Source organism: Pseudomonas sp. SAS7 (assembly GCF_052112345.1).
Classification (GTDB): Bacteria; Pseudomonadota; Gammaproteobacteria; order Pseudomonadales; family Pseudomonadaceae; genus Aquipseudomonas; species Aquipseudomonas putida_Q.
In genome coordinates, this window is record NZ_JBEGGO010000026.1 from 11,890 (window position 1) to 30,872 (window position 18,983).

14 protein-coding genes are annotated in these 18,983 nt (G+C 65.2%); all 14 read right to left on the minus strand.

Annotated features, from left to right (window positions below):
* Window positions 1–17 precede the first annotated feature (17 nt).
* The gene (locus ABI582_RS27875) at window positions 18–1,430 is read right to left on the minus strand and encodes an aminotransferase (RefSeq protein WP_442120887.1); all 1,413 of its coding nucleotides are present in this window, start codon (window positions 1,428–1,430) and stop codon (window positions 18–20) included.
* Window positions 1,431–1,464: 34 nt separating this feature from the next.
* Complete coding sequence (locus ABI582_RS27880) at window positions 1,465–2,568, minus strand: polyamine ABC transporter substrate-binding protein (RefSeq protein WP_442120888.1); 1,104 nt, start codon at window positions 2,566–2,568, stop codon at window positions 1,465–1,467.
* 257 nt (window positions 2,569–2,825) lie between these two features.
* Window positions 2,826–3,527: an NAD(P)H-dependent oxidoreductase gene (locus tag ABI582_RS27885; RefSeq protein ID WP_442120889.1), complete on the minus strand. Its 702-nt coding sequence runs from the start codon at window positions 3,525–3,527 to the stop codon at window positions 2,826–2,828.
* A 43-nt stretch (window positions 3,528–3,570) separates the two neighbouring features.
* On the minus strand, window positions 3,571–4,983 hold the full coding sequence (locus tag ABI582_RS27890; protein WP_442120890.1) for an aldehyde dehydrogenase family protein: 1,413 nt from the start codon (window positions 4,981–4,983) through the stop codon (window positions 3,571–3,573).
* A complete protein-coding gene (locus ABI582_RS27895) occupies window positions 4,976–6,166 on the minus strand; it encodes a pyridoxal phosphate-dependent aminotransferase (RefSeq protein WP_442120891.1) in 1,191 nt (396 codons plus the stop codon). Before ABI582_RS27895 ends, ABI582_RS27890 begins: the two co-directional genes overlap by 8 nt.
* A gap of 24 nt (window positions 6,167–6,190) precedes the next feature.
* Window positions 6,191–7,420 (minus strand): alanine racemase, encoded by a 1,230-nt coding sequence (alr, locus tag ABI582_RS27900; RefSeq protein ID WP_442120892.1) that lies wholly within the window; start codon window positions 7,418–7,420, stop codon window positions 6,191–6,193.
* Between the two features lie 34 nt (window positions 7,421–7,454).
* Complete coding sequence (locus ABI582_RS27905; protein ID WP_442120893.1) at window positions 7,455–9,062, minus strand: 5-guanidino-2-oxopentanoate decarboxylase; 1,608 nt, start codon at window positions 9,060–9,062, stop codon at window positions 7,455–7,457.
* A complete protein-coding gene (locus tag ABI582_RS27910; RefSeq protein WP_442120894.1) occupies window positions 9,055–11,172 on the minus strand; it encodes an acetate--CoA ligase family protein in 2,118 nt (705 codons plus the stop codon). The genes ABI582_RS27905 and ABI582_RS27910 overlap by 8 nt, the downstream gene beginning before the upstream one ends.
* 17 nt (window positions 11,173–11,189) lie before the next feature.
* Complete coding sequence (locus tag ABI582_RS27915; protein ID WP_028613171.1) at window positions 11,190–12,350, minus strand: acyl-CoA dehydrogenase family protein; 1,161 nt, start codon at window positions 12,348–12,350, stop codon at window positions 11,190–11,192.
* Between the two features lie 32 nt (window positions 12,351–12,382).
* On the minus strand, window positions 12,383–13,177 hold the full coding sequence (locus ABI582_RS27920) for an enoyl-CoA hydratase/isomerase family protein (RefSeq protein ID WP_442120895.1): 795 nt from the start codon (window positions 13,175–13,177) through the stop codon (window positions 12,383–12,385).
* Window positions 13,178–13,609: 432 nt separating this feature from the next.
* Entirely contained in the window at window positions 13,610–15,016 is a 1,407-nt protein-coding gene (locus ABI582_RS27925) for an amino acid permease (protein ID WP_442120896.1), read from the minus strand.
* Window positions 15,017–15,212: 196 nt separating this feature from the next.
* Complete coding sequence (locus tag ABI582_RS27930; RefSeq protein WP_442120897.1) at window positions 15,213–17,465, minus strand: ATP-binding protein; 2,253 nt, start codon at window positions 17,463–17,465, stop codon at window positions 15,213–15,215.
* Window positions 17,462–18,247, minus strand: coding sequence for a substrate-binding periplasmic protein (locus tag ABI582_RS27935; protein ID WP_442120898.1), 786 nt, complete (start codon window positions 18,245–18,247; stop codon window positions 17,462–17,464). The genes ABI582_RS27930 and ABI582_RS27935 overlap by 4 nt, the downstream gene beginning before the upstream one ends.
* Window positions 18,244–18,960: a response regulator gene (locus ABI582_RS27940; RefSeq protein WP_442120899.1), complete on the minus strand. Its 717-nt coding sequence runs from the start codon at window positions 18,958–18,960 to the stop codon at window positions 18,244–18,246. Before ABI582_RS27940 ends, ABI582_RS27935 begins: the two co-directional genes overlap by 4 nt.
* Between the last annotated feature and the right edge of the window lie 23 nt (window positions 18,961–18,983).

An 18,983-nucleotide genomic window follows, 5' to 3' on the forward strand; every position in this document is an offset into this window, starting at 1 on the left:
AGCCCTTTGCGCCAGGTTCATCGGCCCTGATACAGGCCAAGCGCCGTGAGTTCACGCGCGGTTTCGATGATGCACTGGCGCAAGGTCTCGACGATCTCGTCCACCTGCGCATGGGTGACGATCAGCGGTGGCGACATCACGTTCAGGTGCATGATCGGGCGCACCAGCAACCCGCGGGCCTGGGCCTTGCTGTGGATACGCTCGCCGATGTTCACCTCATCCGGGAACAGCGCCTTGCTGGCCTTGTCGGCCACGAACTCGACACAGGCCATCAGCTTCATGCAACGCACATCACCCACCAGCGGCAACTCGCGCAGGCTTTGCAAGCGCTGCTCCAGGTAGCCACCCACGTCCTTGACGTGATCGAGCAGTTGCTCGCGCTCGATGATCTCGATGTTCTTCAGCGCCGCCGTGCAGCACACCGGGTGCCCACTGTAGGTAAAGCCATGGGTGAAGCAGCGGCCCTTGCCCGGCTCGGCAATCACTTCCCAGATACGCTCGGAGAAGATACACGCGCCCAGCGGCAGGTAGGCCGAGGTCAGGCCCTTGGCGGTGGTGATGATATCGGGGGTGACGCCAAACAGTTCTTCGCTGGCGAAGAAAGTGCCCAGGCGCCCGAATGAGGTCACCACTTCGTCGGCGACAAACAGGATGTCGTAGGTCTGGCACAGTTGCCACATACGCTGGAAGTAGCCCTCGGGCGGAATGATCACCCCGCCCGAGCCCATGATCGGCTCGGCGAAGAACGCCGCCACGTTGTCGGCACCCAGCGACAGGATCTTGTCCTCGAACTCGGCCACCAGGAAGTCGAGGAATTCGGCCTCGTCCATGTCGTGCGGGGCACGATACGGGTTGGGGTTGGAGACGTGGTGGATCAGGTCGTGGTGATAGTCGAACTCCGGCACCCGGTCGGCAGCCTTGTTGCCGATCGACATGGTCAGGGTGGTAGAGCCGTGGTAGGCGTTGTAGCGGGCGATGATGTGCTTCTTGTGCGGCTTGCCGCGGCAGTTCTGGTAGTACTGGATCAGCCGGTAGGCGGTGTCGACAGCAGTCGAGCCGCCGGTGGTGAGGAACACGTGGTTCAGGTCGCCCGGCGCCAGCTGCGCAAGCTTCTGGCACAGTTCGATGGCCACGTCGTTGGCCATGTCGGAGAACGGGTTGGAATACGCCAGCTGGCGCACCTGGTCTGCGATGGCCAGGGCCATTTCCTCGCGGCCCAGGCCGATGTTGGTGCACCACATGCCGCCGACGGCATCGAGGAAGCGATTGCCGTGGGTATCACGGATATAGGCGCCCTCGCCGGCGACGATGTTCAGCGCGCCTTGCTCGCGGTGCTCGTCGAACACATGGTAGCCATGCATGTAGTGGGCCTTGTCGGCTTCCACCAGTGGGTCGTGGGCGATGGCGAATGCTTTGCTTGGGGTGGCCATGGGCAGCTCCTTGGCGGGACTTTTTGGGCAGTGTTCAGAAACCGGTCTTGACCGTGCTCCAGACCCGGGTGATGGCGCGCATGTCCTTGGGGCTCTGGGTCTTCTGCGCGAACAGGCGCTCACGGGTTTGTGCGTCGGGATAGATGGCCGGGTCCTGGCGGATGTCGTCACGCACCAGCGCAGTGGCGGCGGCGTTGCTGTTGGCGTAGTGGATGTAGTCGGTAACCTTGGCCATGGTCTGCGGCTGCAGCAGGAACTCGATGAACCGGTGGGCGTTGGCCGCGTGCGGCGCATCCTTGGGGATGTACAGGTTGTCGAACCATATCAGCGAACCTTCCTTGGGGATGAAGAACGACAGCTTGATGTCTTTCTTCGCCTCCACCGCACGGGCCTGGGCGGTGGCATAGTCACCGGACCAGGTCAGCGCCAGGCACACATCGCCGTTGGGCAGGCTGGTGAGGTAGTTGACCGAGTCGAACTTGCGAATGTAGGGGCGGATACCCAGCAGCAGTTGTTCTGCTGCCTTGAGGTCGGCGGCCGACGCGCTGCGCGGGTCCTTGCCCAGGTACTGCAGGGCCAGCGGGATGACCTCGGTGGGCGCGTCCATCAGGGTGACGCCGCAGTCGGCGAAGCGCGAGACGATTTTGGGGTCGAACAGCATCGCCAGTGAACCGATCGGCGCGTCGGGCATCCGCGCGGTGATCTTGTCGACGTTGTAGGTTACCCCCGAGCTGCCCCAGGTGTAGGGCGCCGAGTACTTCAGGCCAGGGTCGTAGCCCTGCAGGTTGTTGACCACCTGCTGATCGAGGTTTTGCCAGCTGGGCAGTTGCTGCTTGTCCAGCGCCTGGAACACGCCGGCGCTGATCAGTGGGGGAACCAGCGAGGCATTGAGCATGACCAGGTCGTAGCCGGAGCGGCCGGTCAGCAGTTTGGTCTGCACCGTTTCGTAGCCGTCGAAGGTGTCGTAGATGACCTTGATGCCGGTGGCCTTCTCGAAATCGGCCAGGGTGGTTTCGCCGATGTAGTCGGTCCAGTTGTACAACCGTAACGTGTTGGCGCTGTCCACCTCTGCCGCCTGCGCCAGGCTGGCACCAGACGCCAGCAGCAGACCACCCATCACCTTCAGTACCTTGCGCATGGCAACTCCATCGTGTGAATGCTCCGGATCGAGCCGATGGGTTCACTATCGAGGGATTTGCCGAGCGGCAACATACCCCGAATGTGTGGGTGGTCGTTTTTAGTGCTTCGCTGAGTGCGCGCTTTTTTGTAGGAGCGGCCTTGTGTCGCGATGGGCTGCGACAGCAGCCCCGACAATTTGTATTGGGGCGCAGATCCTGGGGCTGCGGCGCAGCCCATCGCGACACAAGGCCGCTCCTACAGGGGGCTGCGCACGACTCAAGATAGAGGGTAAAGCGCCTCATCGAACTGGGCCAGGCGGGGGAACACCAATGGCTGGTCGTCCGAGAGCTGCTCCAGGCGCTGCCGGTATTGCTGCAAAAAGTCTTGCCGCGCCTCAGCGCTGATGTAAGGCACATGCCAGGCCACGAACGGCGGCAGCACCTCAAGCCCCACATAAGCCAGCGTGCCCCGCAGTATCGGCCGAAGCATGTCTTCCAGCGGGCCATGAATCGCCCCTTCGCCAAACATGTGCTCGCGCCCGCCCAAGGTCACGGTCACCAGCGCCTTCTTGCCCGCCAACCCGCCCTGGTCGTAGAAACGCTTGCCGCCATAGCACACCCCCGACACCAGCACCCGGTCGATCCAGCCCTTGAGCATGGCAGGTGCCGAGAACCAGAAGATCGGGAAGTTCAGCACCAGCAAGTCGGCCCACAACAACTTGTCCAGCTCCTGCTGGATGTCCGCGGCAATGGCGCCACGCTTGACCCCCTGGCGCTGCTCCAGCGCATACACCAGGTACTCGGGGTTCTCCCGCTGGGTGAAGTCATCGGCACTGGCCACCGGGTTCCAGCCCATGGCGTACAGGTCGCTGACCTGCACCTGGTGGCCTTGGGCGCGGAAGGTTTCCACGGCCTGGTCCCGCAGGGCAGCGGTGAACGATTGCGGCTCGGGGTGAGCGTGGACGATCAGTACATTCACAAACATTCTCCTTACACAAAACAGGTTGTCTTGCAGCGGTGGCTCAGCACTGTACGGCTTTCACCTCGACGAACTCCGCCAGGCCCTCTTCGCCCCACTCGCGGCCGTTGCCCGACTGCTTGTAGCCACCGAACGGCGCCTGGTAGTTGAACCCGCCCCCGTTGATGAAGCACTGCCCGGCCCGTATCTGCCGCGCCAGCGCCAGGCCATGCTCGCGGCTGCCCGCCCACACTGCGCTGGACAGGCCGAACGGCGAGTCATTGGCCAACGCCAGCGCCTGGGCCTCGTCGGCGTATGGAATGAGGCACAGCACCGGGCCGAAGATTTCTTCCTGGGCAATGCGCATGCGGTTATCGACATCGGCGAACAACGTTGGCGCCACGTAGAACCCGCGCTCGAAGCCGCCGTGATCACCACCGGACAACAAGCGCGCGCCCTCCTCCTGCCCCAGGCGAATGTAGTCGAGCACCGTGCGCCGCTGGCCTGCCGAACACATCGGCCCGAGGAAGCTGGCAGGGTCACGCGGGTCGCCCATGACCAGTGCACGGGTTTCGGCCTCGGCAATTTCCAGCGCCTCGGCGTAACGGCTGGCCGGCAGCAGCATGCGGGTGAGTGCCGTACAGGTCTGCCCCGAGTTGATCATCACGTCCTGCACGCCGTGGCGCACCGCAGTGTGCAGGTCGGCGTCGGCGGTAATCAGCAACGGCGATTTGCCACCCAGCTCCAGGCACACCCGCTTCACCGTCGGCGCGGCCGCTTGTGCCACCCGCACCCCGGCACCGGTGGAGCCGGTGAACGACACCATGTCCACCTGCGGGTGCCGGGCCAGGGCTTCACCGACCTTGGCACCTGGGCCGCTGACCAGGTTGAACACCCCTGCCGGCAGGCCGATGGCGTCGAGCATTTCGGCCAGCAAAAATGCGTGCAGCGGCGTTTCCTGGCTGGGTTTGACCACCACCGTGCACCCGGCAGCCAGGGCCGGCGCCAGCTTGCCAATCATCTGGTGCAGCGGGTAGTTCCACGGGTTGATGAATGCGCACACGCCAACGGCCTCGCGGTACACCAGCGAGTTGCCGACTTCGCGCACCTCATCCATCAGCCCGGCCAGTTCGGCATACTGTTCCAGCCCGGCAATCGGGCCTTCGACCTGCACCGCCTGGCACCACTGCACCGGCATGCCCAGCTCATCGGTAATGGCCGACGCCATTTCCGCCCCGCGGCTTTGCAGCTGTGCGACCAAAGCCCGAATGTACCTTGCACGCACGCTGGACGGCGTGCGCGACCAGCCATCAAAGGCCCGCCGCGCCGCCATCACCGCCCGCTCGACATCGGCCTCGGCACCCAGTGGTACCCGGCCAATGGCCTGCTCGGTGGCCGGGTCGATCACCTCAGCCATGCCCTGCCCGCTCGGCACCTGCCAGGCGCCATCGATGTACAGCCGCGCATACTCACGCATGGCCGTACTCCCGTTTCAGTTCGTCGGCGCAGCGGGCGATGCGCTGGCAGGCATCGACCAGCGCCGCATTGCCCAGCACCAGGCCCAGGCGGATATGCCCGGCTGCGCTGGGGCCGAACGCTTCGCCGGCGAGCACCGACACGCCCTGGCGGTCCAGCAGGTGGTCGGCAAAGGCCTGGGCACTTACGCCGGTCTCACGGATATCAACCATCACGAACATGCCACCATCGGGCTTCAGCGCCCTCAGGCCCGGGCAGCCGGCCAGCTGTTCGCACACCAGGTCACGGCGCTGGCGGTAGGCCTCGCGCATGGCGACCAGCTCGGGCAACTGCTGCTCCAGCGCCACCACGGCGGCGTCCTGGATGAAGTCCGGCGAGCCATACAGCATGCACAGGGCGAGGTTTTCCAGGTGGGCGGCCAGCTCGGCCGAACCGACCACCCAGCCCATCCGCCAGCCCGTCATGGCATGCGACTTCGACAGGCTGTTGAGGGTGGCGGTGCGTTCGGCCATGCCCGGCAGGCTGGCAGGGCTGACATGTTCGCCCTCGTACAGCAATTCGCTGTACACCTCGTCGGAGATCAGCCACAGGTCGTGGGCGATGCACAGTTCGGCCAGTGCTTCCCAGGTAGCACGGGGCAGGCTTGCCCCCGACGGGTTGTGCGGGCTGTTCAAGGCCAGCGCGCGGGTGCGCGGGGTGATGCGCTCGGCCACGTCTTGCGGGCATACCCGAAAGCCGTTTTCCGGCTTGACCGGCACCGGCACCACCTTGGCACCACAGGCACCGAACACCGCCTCATAGGTCACATACATCGGTTCGGCGACAAGCACCTCGTCGCCCGGGTCCAGTACGCACTGGGCCACGCAGTACAGCGCGCACTGGGCCCCTGCCAGCACCGTCACCTGGTCGGCGTCGACGGCCTGGCCGCTACGCTGCTGGTGGTGCCTGGCGATGGCCTGGCGCAGGGCCAACTTGCCGCGTACATCGGCGTAATGGGTATGGCCGGCCCGTAGGCTGTCGATGGCCGCTTCGACAATCGGCGCAGGGGTGTCAAAGTCTGGGTCACCCACCGACAACAGCAGGATGTCCTTGCCCTCGGCCTGCAGCGCCAGGGCGCGGTAGTGGATGTCCCAGGCTGCGGCCCCGTCGCCGGCGATGCGTTGGGTAAGCTTGGCGTAGCGCATGGCAATCTCCCTTCTTTGGCGGTTTCAGTCGACGAGGATCTTCGGGTTGGAACTGCCCCACACGGTGTACAAGTCGGCCAGCAGCGCGCCGTTGATTTCTTCCATCTCGGCCTGGGTGATTTCGCCCCCGGCCTGTTTGCCGAACAGCACCACTTCGTTGCCACCCTTCACGTCCGGGAAGTCGGTGACATCGACCATCAGCGTGTTCATCGACACCTTGCCCACTACCGGTACGCGGTGGCCGTTGATCAGCACATGGGCCTTGTTGGTGAACACCCGGCGATAGCCATCGGAATAGCCGACGGTGATGTTGGCCAGGCGCGAATCACGGGCCAGGGTAAAGGTGCGGTCGTAGCCGACAGTGTTGCCGGCCGGGTAGCTGTGTACCGCCGCCACGTGCGACTTGAACTGCATGGCGCGTTGGTACTCGGTGCGCGCCGGCACGGTGTCACCGAACAGCGCGCCACCGGTGCGCACCATGTCCAGGCGCGCCTCCGGCACCTCCAGCGTAGCGAACGAGTTGGCGGCGTGCAGGGTGAGCTTGCTGCGGTCGAGCTTCGCGTGCTTGATCAACCAGTCGGTCTGCTCGTTGAAGGCCGCCAGGCCCTTGCGCACATCGTCCTTGTCTTCCACGGCGAAGTGGGTCATCAGCGCGACCAGCTGGAGGTGCTTCTGGTCCGTGATCAGCAGCGCTTCGCCACGGCCGGACCAGGTGGCCATCTCCACCCCATTGCGGCTCATGCCGCTGGAGTTGAGCGCCATGTGAATGCGCAAAGTCTTACCGTGGCGCGCGGCGATGGCATCGGCCTGGCGGGCAAATTCTGCGCTGCCAACCAGCTCTTCCATGTCGTACTGCAAGGCATCTTCCAGCTCGCTGAGGCTGGCCAGGCGTACCCGCACCAGTTGCCCGGTGAAGCCACTGGCGCGGACCACGCGGGCCTCCTCGTTGCTGGCCACCGCCACGCAGGGCACGCCCTGGGCGATGATCGATGGCATTACCAGGCCGATACCGTGGCCATAGGCATCGGCCTTGAGCACGGCGCACAGCTTGGACTTGCCGGCCAGCTCGGCCTGCAGGGTGCGGATGTTGTGCTGCAGGGCGCTGGCGCTGACTTCGACCCAGGCGTTGCTGTTTTGCACGGTCAGGGCGTTGGTGCCGTTGTCCATCGACAGCGGGGGGGCGGCATACAGTGGGGCTTGGCCGGTGATCAGCAGGGCCAGGGATGCGGCCAGAAGTGTACGGCGAAATGGCATGTAGGTTTCTCTTGTTCTTTTGGTTGTGCGCGCCTTAACAGACGCAGGTGTGTTTGAGTTCGATGAAGGTCACGCCGGGTGTGGCGAAACCGCTGGCCAGGTCGGCCTGCAGCGCGTCCAGGTCACGCGGCTGGCGCACCGCGCAACCAAAGGCACGGGCCAGGCCGATGAAGTCCGGGTTACGCGGCAGCACGCCGACGGGCTCGATGTTCAGGCCGAGCATGTCATCGCGGATCTGCCCGAGGGCGTCGTTGTTCCACAGCAGCACCACCAACGGCCGGTCCAGTTCCTCTACAGCCGTGGCCAGCTCCTGGGCGGTATAAAGAAAACCGCCGTCGCCTACCAGCACCAGGCCTGGGCGATGGTCGGTGGCAAGCATGCCGCCGATACCGGCCGGCAGGCCGTAGCCGAGTGTGCCGTAGCCGGTAGGATGCAGCCAGCTGCGCGGCGCCCGGCTGGCGAAGGCGTAGTTGCCGGTGTAGGCCAGTTGGGTCATGTCGCTGCTGATGAACGCATCGTCGGGCAGCACGGCGGCAATGCGGTCAAGAATCGCCTGATGGGTGGCCTGCAACGGTGCATGCCCATTACGAATGGCCTGGCGCAGGTTGCTCACGGCTTCGCTGGCCTGCGCCGGGTCTCGGTCGAGTGCTGGCAGGTGCTCGAGCAAGCCGGCCAGGGTTTGCCGGGCATCACCCTGCAAGGCGATGGCACAGGGGTAGAAGTCGTTGAACTTGCGCGGGTCGATGTCCACGCGCAGCAGCTCGCCAGTGATCGGCAGGCGCTCGCGCCAGAAGTCGGTGTCGGCCATTTCGGTGCCCACGGCCAGCACCACATCGGCCTGGCTGATCAACTGCCAGCCAGGCTCGACGCACAGGCTGGAACCCGCATTCAATGGCGCTTGCGGCGCCAGCAGGCCCTTGCCTGCCACGCTGGTGAACACTGGTGCCGCCAGCCGGGTGCTCAACTGCGCCAGTTGCTCGGCCGCGTGCAGCGCACCACCACCGGCGATGATCATCGGCCGCTTGGCCGCTGCCAGCTTCAGGGCAGCATGGTCGAGGGTTTCGCGGCACGGCTGGCCACGCTCGGGGCGGCGTGCCACCTCATCGCTCCAGTCACGGCTGACAGGCGCAGCCAGCACGTCCAGCGGCACCGAAATGTGCACCGGGCGCGGCCGTTCGCTGTCGAACACAGCCCAGGCGCGGGCGATCAGCTCGGGCAGGTCATCGCCGCGCAACGCCACGGCCGAGAAGGCGGTGATCGGCGCAGTCATGGCGCGCTGGTCCTGGGTTTCGTGCAGGCAACCCCAGCCTTTGCCCAGGCTGGCGGTATGGTTGACGCTGGAAATCACCAGCATCGGGATGGAATCGGCATAGGCCTGGCCGATGGCGGTGGCAGCGTTGGTCACCCCCGGGCCGGTGATGACAAAGCACACCCCCGGCTTGCCGCTCACCCGCGCATAGCCGTCAGCCATGAAGCCTGCGCCCTGCTCGTGGCGGGTCAGCACATGGCGGATACCACTCCCCGGCAGGCCGCGGTACAGCTCCAGGGTGTGCACCCCGGGGATGCCGAACACGGTCTGCACACCGTAGTTGGCCAACAGGCGCACCAGCGCCTGGCCGGCAGTCAGGATAAGGTCATTCATGTCGTTCTCCTTGCGCCTGGCCGAGGCGGATCAGCGCGTCGACCGCGGTGGTGCCGTGGGCACCGACCATCAATGGGTTCACATCCAGCTCCAGCAGTTGCCCGGCGTTTTCGCAGGCGTAGTCGGCCACCGCGCGGATGGCTGCGACCAAGGCGTCCAGGTCGGCGGCCGGGCGGCCACGGAAGCCTTGCAGCAGGCTGGCACTGCGCAGGCTCAGCAATGCGGCACGAATGGCGCTGTCGGTGGTGGGCAACAACAGGCTGACACTGTCCTTGAGCAGTTCGACCAGCACGCCACCGGCGCCGATCACCAAGGCCAGGGCAAAGTCGTGTTCACGTTTGATGCCCACTATCAGCTCGGCCAGCGGCGGCTCGGCCATGGGTTCGAGCAGTATCTGGTCGAACGCGACGTGCGGGGCGTAGGCAGCGATGCGCTGGCGCATCTGCACCAGTGCGGCTTCCAGGGCGGCGGCATCACGCAGGTTCAGCGCCACCGCACCGGCTTCGGTCTTGTGCGGCAGCTGTGTGCTGACCGCCTTCAGTACCAGCGGGTAACCCACGCAGGCGGCGTCTGCCACAGCGCGCTCGGGCGTACTCAGCACGCCCGCTGGCACCGGCAAACCGAAGGCGCGCAGGGCGTGCTTGGCTTGCCATTCGTCCAGCAACCGGCTTTCGCCCGTGAGGGCTTGCGGGCACAGCGGTACCCGTGCGGCCTCGCCTTGCTCCAGCAACCGCCGGCGGTTGCGCTGGTAGGCGACAATACGGCCCCAGGCCGCCAGGCCGTCTTCCACGCCCTGCAGCGCAGCGATGCCCCGGGCATGCAGGCGCTCACGCGCACTGGCGAGCAGCAGCTCCGGGAAGGCGGAGGTGACAAAACCGATCTTGCCGTGACGCTCCAGTGCGTCGCAGTACAGCGCCAGCAGCAGGTCGCACTCCTTGCGCTCGCCAGTGAATGCCGCCGGGTAATCCAGCACCAGCATGGCGGCATCAGCTGCCCCGCTCAGGGTGCTGTCGAGCATGCGTTGCAGGGCCGCTTCATCGCCCCAGATGGCAGTGGTGAAATCCAGTGGGTTGACCAGGTTGGCATAGGCCGGCAGCACTTCGGCCAACTGCGCCACCTGCCCTTGTCCCAGTTGCGGCAGACTCAACTGGTTGCGTTCGGCATAATCGGCGATCAGGCCAGCATCGCCGCCTGAGCAGGCCAGCGCGATCAGTTCGCCATCTGCCGGCAAGCGCCCGCAAGCGGCGGCCTTGAGGGTTTCAACAAAGCTCACCGGGCCGCTGACGCGGATCACGCCCAGGCGCTGGAACAGGCTGTCGTACAGGGCATCGGAGCCGGACAACGAGCTGGTGTGGCTCAGCGCCAGTTCAGCGCCGATCTGCGACACGCCAGTCTTCAGGGCAATGATTGGCGTGCCCTGCTGCAATGCCTTGTGGGCGGCGCGTGCAAAACCCGGCACGTTCTTCAAGCCTTCCAGGTGCAGCCCGATGGCCGTTACCCGTGGGTCGTCGAGCAGCACGTCCATCAGCTCGGCCACGCCCAATTGCGCCTGGTTGCCGACCGAGGCCATGTAGGCCACCGGCAGCGAGCGGTCGCTCATGGACAGGTTGTAGGCAAAGTTGCCGCTCTGGGTGAGGATCGCCACGCCCTTCTCCACCTGCTGGCCGCCATGGGCCACCGGCCACAGGGCGGCACCGTGCAGGTAGTCAAGCAGGCCATAGCAGTTGGGGCCGAGCAGGGCCATGTTGCCGGCCGCAGCCAGCAGGCGCTGCTGCAACTGGCGGCCCTCTTCGCCGCTTTCGGCAAAGCCGGAGGCATAGCAGATGGCACCCCCGGCGCCACGCGCGGCCAGCTCGGTAACGCACTGCAACGTCAGCTCACGGTTGGTGGCAATGAACACCGCGTCCGGGGCATACGGCAAGTCGGCCACGCACGCCACACAGGGGATGCCCTCCAGGCTTTCATGCTGCGGGTTGACCAGCCACAGCTCGCCACCAAAGCCACCTTCGGCGCAGCGCTTGAGCGCCCGTGCCATGCTGCGCCCGCCAACGAAGGCCAGGTGCCGGGGCGCCAGCAGGCGCTTGAGGTTGTCACGAATCGATTGCGACATGGGTGTTCTCCTGGCGCTCAGCGCAGCAGCGGGCGCAGCAGTTCGCGGGCGATGATGTGCCGCTGGATTTCCGAGGTGCCCTCCCAGATCCGTTCGATACGCGCGTTGCGCCAGATACGCTCGACCGGCCCTTCGTCCATCAGGCCCATGCCACCGAAGATCTGTACGGCTTCGTCGGCCACCTTGCCCAGCACTTCGCTGGCAAACAGCTTGGCCATGCCGGCTTCACCGTCGGTCATGCTGCCCTGATCCATCTTCCAGGCAGTGTGCAGGGTGAGCATTTCGGCGGCGCGGATCTGCGTGGCCATGTCGGCCAGCTTGAACGACACGCCCTGGTAGCTGCCGATGGCCTGGCCGAACTGCTTGCGGTCGGCGGCCCACTGCAGCGACAGGTCGAGGGCGCGCTGGGCCTGGCCCACGCAGTTGGCCGCAACCATCACCCGGCCGGCGGTCAGCCAGGCGTTGGCCACTTCCCAGCCCTTGCCGACTTCGCCCAGTACCTTGCTGGCCGGCACCCGGCAGTCGTCGAAGAACAGCTCGTAGGTGTGGTAGCCACGGTTGCTCACGCACTTGGGGCCGCGGCGGATGGTCATGCCCGGTGTGCCGCGGTCGACCAGCAGCGCAGTGACCGCGTTGCGCTTGCGCCCGTTGTGCTCGTAGGTGTCGGTGACCGCGAAGACAATGGCGAAATCGGCGTGGCCGGCGTGGCTGATGAAGTGCTTGCTGCCGTTGATGACAAAGTCATCGCCCTGGCGCACGGCGCGGGTCTTGATGGCGTTGGCATCGGAACCGGCACCCGGTTCGGTGAGGGCGAAGCAGTCGGTTTTCTCGCCCTGCACGCAAGGCAGCAGGTAGTCGTTGATCTGCTCGTCCTTGCAGGCCATGAGTATTTTCGACGGGCGTGCGACAAACACATGCAGCGCCCAGGACACCTTGGACAGCTCACGTTCGATCAGCGCCTGGGACAGGTAGTCCAGGCCACCGCCGCCAACTTCCTCGGGCATGTTGAAGGCATAGAACCCGGCGGCGATGGCCTTGCCACGGATATGCGCGGCCAGCTCTGGCGACACGGCATCGGCGCGGTCCACCGCTTCCTCATGGGGCAGCAACTCTTTGGCAACAAAGCTGCGTACCGCTTCCACCAACATTTCTTGTTCTTGGGTCAGTTGGAAATTCATCTGCGAAGGTCCTGGTCAGGGTCGGTATCGGGTTACTGGCCGATGAAACGGGGGGCGCGGCGTTCTACCGAGGCTTGCAGCGCCTCGGCGCCATCCTGGCTGCGGCCGCACAGCAGGCCGGCGTGGCGCTCGGCCTCCAGCTGCTCGGCCAGGGTGCGCCGGGCGCCGTCGCGGATCAGCTGCTTGGTCTGCGCATAGGCGAACGTCGGGCCATTGGCCAGGCGCCCGGCCAGCTCGGCCGCCACGGCGGGCAGTTGCTCGTCGGCGCAGACTTCGCTGACCAGCCCGGCCGCCAGGGCACGCTCGGCGCCCCACAGTTCATCGAGGAACAACAAGCGCTTGGCCTGCTCGCTGCCAATCAACCGTGGCAGGTGCCAGCTGGCGCCGGCATCGGGGCTATAGCCCATGCTGGTGTAGCCGGCCTTGAAGCGCGCAGAGGCGGCGGCGATACGCAGGTCGCAGCACAGGCTGAGGTCCATGCCACCGCCCACGGCGGTGCCGTTGATGGCGGCGATGGTGGGCTTGTCAAGGCTGTGCAGGCGCAACATCAGGGCGTGGGCGGTTTCGGTCCAGCCGTAGCTTTCCAGGGTGCCCGCAGCTTCGGCGGCAGCCCACTCGGCCAGGTCGGCGCCGGCACAGAAGGTGCGGCCGCCGCCGGTGAGCACCACCACGCGTACGGCCGGGTCGCTGTTGTGGCTTTCGAGCAAGGCGTGCAGTTGCTTGAGGGTGGGGATGTCCAGCGCGTTGCGTTGCTCGGGGCGGTTGAGGGTGATCCAGGCAACGCCGGCTTCGACTTTGCTCAACAGTGACGACGACGGGGTGGTCATGGGGGGCCTCGGTGTTGTTGTGATGGTTTTGGGAGGGCTTGATGAGGGAGATACTAAACGAGTGTTCAACAAGGCGGGATGGGCTGTTACAACTTCGCACAACTCGGTTTTTGCTGTTACCCGGGTTTCTTTTGGCATTGCATTTTCGTTGTCTGTGAGATCGAGCGCCGCCCGCGCGGCGCTTCGCAGCACAAGGCTGCTCCTACATCTGTTTCGGGCCAGTTATTCCTGAGACGAAGGCGCGCGGCCCCTTTGCGTCCACCGCGATATCGCGTCAGGCAAACAAGGCGATCGCGTGCGCAGGCACAGGCGTGACTGGCCCGAAACAGATGTAGGAGCAGCCTTGTGCTGCGAAGCGCCGCGCGGGCGGCGCTCGATCTCACAGACAATAAAAATGCTTCGCCGAACACTTACAACCAACGCCCAACGGCATCAAACGCCAGGCACGCTCGGTTCAAAGGCACCCTGCCGACGGCGGTTGACGAAGAAGTACGCCGCGTAGCACAGGGCAATAAAGCCAAAGCCCCAGTACAGCGACGGCCGCTGGGTTTCATCCAGTGCCAGGAACACGAACAGCGAGCTGCACAGGGTGATGCACAGCAGCGGCACCAGTGGGTACAGCGGCGCCCTGTACTTCAGGTCCTGCAGTTGGCCACCTTCACGCAGGTAGGCCTTGCGGAAGCGGTACTGCGCCAGGGCGATGACGATCCAGGTCACGGTGCCAGACATGCCGCTCACCGCCATCAGCACCATGAACAGGGTGTCGGCGGCAATGAAGCTGGTCATCAGCGACACCAGGGCAAAGCACAGGGTGATGCTCAGCGCCCGCAGCGGCACGCCGCGCTTGCTCAGCGGGGCCAGGCTTTTTGGCGCCATGCCGCTCTTGGACATCGCCCACAGAATGCGCGTAGACGCATACAGCCCAGAGTTGCCCACCGACAGGATGGCGGTGAGGATGACGAAGTTCATCACGTCGGCAGCAAACGGGATGCCGACCATGTCGAACACCTGAACAAAGGGGCTTTCCATCAGGCCGGCCTGCTCGAACGGCACGATGGCCGACAGCACGGCGATCGCCAGCACATAGAAAATCAGCACGCGGAACACCACGTTGCGCACCGCCCGCGGGATGCTTTTTTCCGGGTGCTCGGTCTCGCCGGCGGCCACGCCCATGATTTCACAGCCCTGGAACGCATAGACCACGGTCATCATTACCGCGAACACCGCCGACAGGCCGTGGGGGAACAGCGACTCGCCCACCAGGTTGTCCAGCATTGGCGCCGGCGCCCCGCTGCTCAGCGGGATGGCGCCGAAAATTACCAGCAGGCCAATGATGATAAAACCAAGGATGGTTGCCACCTTGATGCCCGAGAACCAGTACTCGGCCTCGCCAAAAGCGCGAGTGGCCAGGGCGTTGAGGCCGAACAGCACGACCACGAACAGTGCCGACCAGTACCAGATCGGCACCTCGGGGAACCAGCGGGTCATCAGCATGCCGGCAGCGGTGAACTCCAGGCCCACGGTAGTGGCCCAGCTCATCCAGTACACCCAGCCGATCATGAAGCCGGTGGCCGGGCCGATGAACTTCGTGGCATGGGCCTGGAACGAGCCGGACACTGGCATCTGCACCGACAGTTCACCCAGGCAGACCATCACCAGGTACATCAGCAAGCCGGCCACCAGGTACGCCAGGATCGCGCCCACCGGCCCGCCCTGGTTGATGGTCACGCCCGAACCCATGAACAGGCCGGTGCCGATCACCCCGCCCAGCGACAGCATGAAGATGTGCCGGCTTTTCAGGGCGCGGGTGAGCTGGATTTTTTCGTGGTTGTCAGACATGGCGCACCTCGCCATTGCGGCAGGTGCGAGGGGCGGTACAAAGGAGGGGCTGAGCGCTACGGCATGTCATTATTCTTGTCTCCAATAAGCCTCATGGACCGCGTGCAACACGGTTGCAATGGATTATTGGAAACGGATGTAAGGTGCCGTTGTACGAACGGATCGAAGATGTAAAAAGTCGTAAGTTTTTTGTACGTCAGCTCTGGATCAACTGTTCCAGGGTCGCACGGGCCTGGCCGAGCTGGCTTGCCAGTGGCTCGGCAAGTGCGTTCAGCGCCTGCCCGTCATGCTGGCGGGCTGCGTCTTCCAGGCGTCGCAACAGCGCAGCCAGGCCAGAAAAACCCAGCGAATCGCAGCTGCCGGCCAGGCGATGGGCCAGGTGCAGCACTTCGGTAAAGTCCTGGGCCGGCAGCGCCTCGGCCAACGCTGTGGCGTGCTGCTCCAGTGACTGGCGCAACACGTTCAGCAGGCCCTGCAGCTTCTGCTCGCCCAGCAGCGAGCGGTGGGTGGCCAGCAGCGACCAGTCCATGTTCGCGTCAATACCGGCCTGTTCAGTCGGCGTCGCGTCGGCCAGCGCCTGGCGCAGGTTGGCCAGCCGCAGGGGCTTGGCCAGCACACCTTGCATGCCGGCTTCCAGGTAACCCGACACTTGCCCCGGTTGCACGCCAGCGGTCAGCGCCACTATCCGGCTGTGGTGGTTAGGCCCGGGGTTGGCACGAAGCTGCCGGCACAGTTCCACCCCGCTCATGCCGGGCAGGTGAACGTCCAGCAGGATCAGGTCGAAGCGCCGCTGTGCGCACAGCTGCAGGGCCTGCCCGGCATCCTCGGCAAAGCTCACCCGGTGGCCATCGCGCACCAGCAGGCCGCCTGCCACCTCACGGTTCAGCGCGACGTCCTCGACCACCAGGATATCCAGGCTGGCGCTGACCGACTGAGCTGGCTTAGGGGGTGAATCCGGCTGCCCAAGGGCGATGTCGAGTTCGAACCAGAAGCAGCTGCCCTGCCCTTGCACACTGTCCAGACCAATGCAGCCCCCCAGTTTTTCCACCAAGTGCTTGCAGATCGCCAGGCCCAGACCGGTGCCGCCGTAGCGGCGTGCCACGGCTTCGCTGGCCTGGACGAAGCGGTCGAAGATTTTCGCCTGGACGGCCGGTTCGATGCCGATGCCATTGTCACTGACAGACAGCCGCAGGCGCTGTGTGGTCGCATCGCTGGCCAGCACCTGTACCTTGAGCCGCACCTGGCCGTGCTCGGTGAATTTGATGGCATTGGCCAGCAGGTTGCTGAGCACCTGACGCAGGTACTGCTCGGCGCCGTGCTGGTAGCCGGCTAATTGCTCATCAACCTCCAGGTGCAGCGTGTCGCCGTTGTCCGCGGCCATGGGTTCGAGCAGCGCCAGCACTTCCTGGCACAACTGGCGCAGCGAAAAGCCCACCAGTTCGGCGCGGCTTTCCCCTTCTTCGAGCCGGGCGAAGTACAGCACTTCGTTGAGAATTGCCAACAGCCCCTCGCCGGCCTTGTACAAGGCTTCCAGGCGCTGACGGTCAGCCGCCTCCAGCCGGCCACCGCGTAGCAGCTCGGCCATGCCCAGGATGCCGTTGAGCGGGGTGCGCAGCTCGTGGCTCATGGTCGCCAGGAAGCGCGACTTGGCCAGGTTGGCGGCCTCGGCGTCATCCTTGGCCCGGGCCAGGCTGGCGGTACGTCTTTCGACCATGGCCTGCAGTTCGTCGCGCTTGTCTTGCAACGCCAGGCGGTCGCGCTCGCGGCGTTCAATGTCGCTGAGAATGGCGCGGCGCATGTCGTCCAGGGCATTGGCCACCGTGTCGATTTCGTCAGGGCGCGATGAACGGCGGCGGCCCAGGCGCAATGGTTCCTGCCATTGCCCGGCGCCAATACGCCGGGCGAACTCGGCCATCACCTGCAGATGGCGGGTGACCAGGCGATAGAACAGCCCCGACAGCGCCACCGCCAGGCCACACAGGAACACGCCCATCCACAGCAGGCTGGCAAGACCGGTGGCGTACAGCCGACGGTGCACCGCACCCAGGTCGATACTGACTTCCAGCTCGCCCAGGTGCCTGGCCGGGCCCGAGGGGGGCTGATAATCCAGGGGGAAGCGCTCGATGCGCAGCGGCCCTTTGGGTTCGGCCTCCCCTCGTAGCAGTTGAAAATCGTCGCTGACCAAACGCACCCGGGCCACGTCGGAAAAGTCCACCAGGCCGCGCAGTTGTGTGTCCAACTGCGCCTCGTCCAGGTCCCACAGGCTGCGCTCCAGGCTGGCGAGGTAGCCGGCGCGGATCAACGCCATGCGCGCCTCGATGTCGCGCATCTCGCGGCGGTATTCGAAATACAGCTGCACGCTACTGGCCAGTACGGTAAAGCACAGGCTGAACAACAGGATGAACCGCAGCAGGCGGCGCAGCAGGCCATCGGTGTGCAGGCGAATCATCGGGCATCTGCCGGCAGGTTGATCATGTCGCGGTAGGTGACCTCGCTCTGCTCCAGCCAGCGCGCGATCTCGCCAGCCTGGTTCATGCGCCGCAGCTGCGCGTCTATTTCATCCATGTGCTGGCTCAGGGGTGATTGCCGCGATACGGCAACGCGCAGGTAGTCCACGCTCAGTGCGCTGGGCAATACGCGGATGTCCTGCGCGCCGGGCAGGTGCTCGATGAACAGTTGGCCGGTGCGCCGCTCCTGGATCACGTAGTCGATGCGCCCGCGGATCAGCTTGCCAAAGTTCTGCTGGCTGGAAGACACCCGCTCGATGTTCTGATGCCGGGCGACGAAGCGGTCGAATTCGGCGCCGTAGCTTTCGCCGTACAACAGGCCGCCGCGGTAACCGGCCAGGTCCTCCAACTGCTGGAACTGCACTGGCCGTTTGCGGTTGTAGAACACAGCCACTTCCTCGCGCACTACCGGCTCCGTGGAAAAGTGCATGCGCTGGTCCCGTTGGTCGCTGTTGTAGGCGAGCACCACGTCTACCCGCCCGGCGGCAGCGTCCATCAGGCAGCGCTTCCAGTTGCCCAGCACCACGGTCTGCACTTCGTAGCCCATGCGTGCGAACAGTTCGCGCACCACGGTTGGCGCCAGGCCACGCACCTGGTGGCCGTCGCTCCAGGACATCGGCGGGTACACCGGGTAATCGCAATAGCGCACCGTCTGTGCCGCACCGGCCGGCACACTGAGCAACGCCAGCGCCATCCCCCAGGCACGGCGGGCGCGGTGGGTCATGCGGCCACGCTGGCAGTGAACAGGTAGCCGGTGCCGTGAATGGTGATGATCAGTTGCGGCTCGGCCGGGTCATCGTGCAGCTTGCGCCGCAGGCGACCGACCAGCACGTCGATGGAGCGGTCATTGGGCACCCACTCGCGGTTGCGAATCTGGTCCATCAGCTGGTCGCGGCTCAGGGTATGGCCGCTGTTGCGCAGGAACACGCTAAGCAACTGGAACTCACCGTGGGTCAGCAGGGTTTGCCCGCCGCGCGGGTCGATCAGGCGACGGCGGTCGGTGTCCAGCGCCCAGTCGGCAAACTGCTTCAGCGACTGCGCGCAGGCCGGTGCCGGGTGCACTTCGCTGGCATGGCGCACGCGGCGGATCAGGTTTTTGGCGCGCGATACCAGCTCGCGGGGGTTGAGCGGTTTGATCACGTAGTCGTCGGCGCCGCATTCCAGGCCGACAATGCGGTCGATGTCGTCGTTGCGCCCGGTAATGAGGATGATGCCCACCTCCGAGCGCACCCGCAGCTCGCGGGTCAGGGTGAGGCCGTCCTTGCCAGGCAGGCGGATGTCCAGCAGCACCAGGTCGACATCCTGGCTGCCAAGCAGGGCTTCGGCCTTTTCTGCCGTGTCGGCACAGTGCACGTCGTAGCCTTCCTGGGACAGGTAGGCCTGCAGCAAGTCACGAATAAGCGGATCGTCATCGACGATCAATACCCGAGGCGTCATTGCGTGTTGTCTCTTTTTTATTG

Coding starts and splice junctions, on each gene's coding strand:
- ABI582_RS27875 (WP_442120887.1), bottom strand. CDS start 1,430: ATGGCCACCCCAAGCAAAGCATTCGCCATCGCCCACGACCCACTGGTG.
- ABI582_RS27880 (WP_442120888.1), bottom strand. CDS start 2,568: ATGCGCAAGGTACTGAAGGTGATGGGTGGTCTGCTGCTGGCGTCTGGT.
- ABI582_RS27890 (WP_442120890.1), bottom strand. CDS start 4,983: ATGCGTGAGTATGCGCGGCTGTACATCGATGGCGCCTGGCAGGTGCCG.
- ABI582_RS27895 (WP_442120891.1), bottom strand. CDS start 6,166: ATGCGCTACGCCAAGCTTACCCAACGCATCGCCGGCGACGGGGCCGCA.
- alr (WP_442120892.1), bottom strand. CDS start 7,420: ATGCCATTTCGCCGTACACTTCTGGCCGCATCCCTGGCCCTGCTGATC.
- ABI582_RS27905 (WP_442120893.1), bottom strand. CDS start 9,062: ATGAATGACCTTATCCTGACTGCCGGCCAGGCGCTGGTGCGCCTGTTG.
- ABI582_RS27910 (WP_442120894.1), bottom strand. CDS start 11,172: ATGTCGCAATCGATTCGTGACAACCTCAAGCGCCTGCTGGCGCCCCGG.
- ABI582_RS27915 (WP_028613171.1), bottom strand. CDS start 12,350: ATGAATTTCCAACTGACCCAAGAACAAGAAATGTTGGTGGAAGCGGTA.
- ABI582_RS27920 (WP_442120895.1), bottom strand. CDS start 13,177: ATGACCACCCCGTCGTCGTCACTGTTGAGCAAAGTCGAAGCCGGCGTT.
- ABI582_RS27925 (WP_442120896.1), bottom strand. CDS start 15,016: ATGTCTGACAACCACGAAAAAATCCAGCTCACCCGCGCCCTGAAAAGC.
- ABI582_RS27930 (WP_442120897.1), bottom strand. CDS start 17,465: ATGATTCGCCTGCACACCGATGGCCTGCTGCGCCGCCTGCTGCGGTTC.
- ABI582_RS27935 (WP_442120898.1), bottom strand. CDS start 18,247: ATGACCCACCGCGCCCGCCGTGCCTGGGGGATGGCGCTGGCGTTGCTC.
- ABI582_RS27940 (WP_442120899.1), bottom strand. CDS start 18,960: ATGACGCCTCGGGTATTGATCGTCGATGACGATCCGCTTATTCGTGAC.